At 29.5% G+C, this 2,974-nt stretch carries 3 protein-coding genes; 2 read left to right on the forward strand and 1 reads right to left on the reverse strand.

Annotated features, from left to right (window positions below; all coding sequences use genetic code 11):
* The first annotated feature begins 101 nt into the window (after positions 1–101).
* A complete protein-coding gene (locus CKF58_RS08270) occupies positions 102–1,379 on the forward strand; it encodes a hypothetical protein (protein WP_147397251.1) in 1,278 nt (425 codons plus the stop codon).
* Positions 1,380–1,431: 52 nt separating this feature from the next.
* On the opposite strand, the gene CKF58_RS08275 is transcribed toward CKF58_RS08270, so the two are convergent.
* Positions 1,432–2,013, reverse strand: a complete 582-nt coding sequence (locus tag CKF58_RS08275) for a septation protein IspZ (RefSeq protein ID WP_119532794.1) — start codon at positions 2,011–2,013, stop codon at positions 1,432–1,434.
* A 396-nt stretch (positions 2,014–2,409) separates the two neighbouring features.
* On the opposite strand from CKF58_RS08275, the gene CKF58_RS08280 reads away from it, so the two are divergent.
* A partial coding sequence (locus CKF58_RS08280) for a hypothetical protein (RefSeq protein WP_147397252.1) occupies positions 2,410–2,974 on the forward strand: 565 nt, incomplete at its 3' end.

Consider the following 2,974-nt stretch of genomic DNA (forward strand, 5'->3'; position numbering starts at 1 on the left):
GATTTTAACCTGACCAGATATTTATGCAACAACACCCTATTCTCATAACATTAAAGTTTCTTGGGAAAAATATTGTAGTGATATCGCAATTATGTTTATTAATGTCTATAGGGTATTATTTAGTTTGCGATAAATTGCTAGGATTACTCCCGACTCAAACCCTAGATATTGCTGGGGTTCTCTACAGTTTAAAACCTAATTACCATTATCTTGGATTCTGGTTCTTAGTAAAAGTATTTTTAAGTGTTGCTGTTATTAGTTTATTCTTTACTTTACTAATTCGTATTTTTAATGTCGAAGTAAAGCAGATTCTTTTAAGATATCGTAAAGATCCTGAAAAGTTAAATGAAACTAATAACTTTGCTAGTAGATTTAACTTTACCTTAGCTTGTAAATTTGCGCAAAAGCTATGTAAATATAAATTCGGTAAAACCTATTTACGCACTTTTATCGGTTTACTTTTAGCTAGCTATACTAGCATTTTCTTAGCTTCTCCATTTTATGGTTTAGCAGGTAAATTTTCGCATCTACCTATAGTCATGATCATCATGCTAGTGTTTGTTATTGCGGTGATTGTAGCCAATTTAATTATATATATCCCTTGGTTTGCGATTACGGTTACTGCTAATTCATCAAACCCACTTAGCATGTGGCAACTAAGCTTTAATATTGCTAAACGTTACGCATTAACAATTTTAACTTTCTTATGCATTTACGTGTTAGCTACTTGTATTTTAGAAGTAAGCTTTGTTGGCATTAAGTACATTAGTGAATATATTCGCTTAGGCTTATTAGGTGATTTTATTGTTGATGCTTTAATCTTAATTAAATATGCCTTTGTGATTATCTTTAGTATTGTTATCTACTTCTCTTATATTAGTGTTTTAGGTAATACTGAAGAAATTAAAGATCATAGTAATGAAAGTCAATACAAAGATGATTACGAAATTGCTAAAAATGTGATTTCACAATATTACATTTCATTACAAAAAAATAATCACTATACAGTCGAAAGTAGCAAAGTTACTTACCGTAACGAAACTACTAAAGAAGCAAATGTAGCTAATCAAGAAGCTTCAAGTAAGAAATCAGCTAAAGTAAATAAAACTCTTGGAACTACAGCTCCAGTAGACACTACTCAAGTGCCAAATCAAAATAACGAGCCAGAGCCAATGCCTACTGTAAATGCAGCTCCAACAGTAAAAACTAAAACAAAAAATGGTTTTTTCAGCCGCTTATTTAAAAAGCAAGAGAAACAACCAGCTAATACTTTTAAACGTGTAGAAAATGCACAATTACAGTTTGATGCTGATAAAGTAGATGCTCCAAATGCTCATACTGCACTTGATGAAGATTTTATGAATCTTAATAAAAAATAAGATTTACTTATAAATTTAAACCCCTCAACGCTAAAGTTGGGGGGGTTAAATATTATTTGTTAGTTTGTAACTTATACTCTTTCTTAAACAGATAATACATTATCGGAATAATATAACCTATACCTAAAATTGGTAACCAAAAGGTCTTTAAGGTTAAAAAGGCATCATCGTCTAAAGAAATATAAGCATAAATAGTAATAAGAAGACTAATACCAGATAAAGCAATAAACCACCAGTTAATGATGTTAAACTCACGTTTATCTAATTTTTCTAAACCGTGTAAATCTCCAAATAGTACATAAAGGAAATTAGCTTTAAACAGGAGAAATATTAATGGTACAACGAACATCACCGTTTTTAAAATGAGCAACTTAATTCTTACATATTGGAAGTCATTAAAGACAATTGTAGGAATACTAAATAAAATAGTTACAACATTGGCAAAAATCATAGCCCTAGTCATCTTAATTTTATTTAGTTTAAAGTATGCTATTTGGATAAAAGTGAAAATCAATAAGAAAATACTAGCAGCGCGTAAGGCATATTCATGTGGTGCAAACTTATAGATTAAGAAAAATCCGATTAAGCCTGCATATTCCATACACGAAGCTATAAATTTTGTAGGATTAGCCATAAAATCTTGAATAACTAAAAGTTATTAATATAAATTCTTAGGATTAGGGAGAAACTGATATTAAGTTATGTTATTTATACTTTGATTTTACCAATTATACTATAGTAGTAAGACATTGATAGAATTAAGTAACAAAGATTACGTAGCAAATGCTAAGCAATTATATTCGCTCATCTATCCTATTTAGTAGGGAGTTTGTAAGCAAATCATTGTATAATCATCTTAATCTTAACAAATTAATCTCACTACGTTTTTATCAACAGCCAAACGTTTTGCAGATTAATAATTAATACCCCATTCAAGCACTTGAGCTATTGTTATAGCTATCAATATTTCCTAAGGCCTAAAACTATGTTGAGAGTTTTATTTAATTTATTGCTAAGCAAATTATCAACCGTGGTCTTTCTCTTAGTATTTTATCTAACGTATTTAAGCTCGTACAAAGAATACAGCTTACAATATGCAGGTTGTCTTTATGTAATGATTGAACTAGCTTCAATGATTTTAAAATTTACTAAAGACAAAGATAAAATCATCCCCCTACAACTATGGAAACAAATTCTGGTTATAGGTACTATGGGACTTTCAGCATACACAAATGATGTAATTTATGTAGCTTGTTGTTTTATTTTATTTCATATAGTTATTTGTTTGTTTATCTGGTTCTATAACCGTAAAGGTAAAAACTTCGTTGTAAGTCACGATCCACTGTACATAGCTTCAATAACAAGATTAGCAAATCAATCAAATGACGCAATGACAGATTTTCTAAGTTCATTATTTAAAATGTTCAATGAAACTTATTTACGCTTAAATATAATATTAGCTAGTTTATATACTATTATTTTACCTCTTACGCAATTACAAACTCCTGCTTGGTATATCTTTGCTTGTTTTTTAATCATCCCAATTATTCATTTCCGCGATATATCAGTTACAGGTTTAAAGGTTGTGAAAATTT

The organism is Psittacicella hinzii (assembly GCF_003585935.1).
GTDB classification, from domain to species: domain Bacteria; phylum Pseudomonadota; class Gammaproteobacteria; order Enterobacterales; family Psittacicellaceae; genus Psittacicella; species Psittacicella hinzii.

Coding starts and splice junctions, on each gene's coding strand:
- CKF58_RS08275 (WP_119532794.1), bottom strand. CDS start 2,013: ATGGCTAATCCTACAAAATTTATAGCTTCGTGTATGGAATATGCAGGC.
- CKF58_RS08270 (WP_147397251.1), top strand. CDS start 102: ATGTCTATAGGGTATTATTTAGTTTGCGATAAATTGCTAGGATTACTC.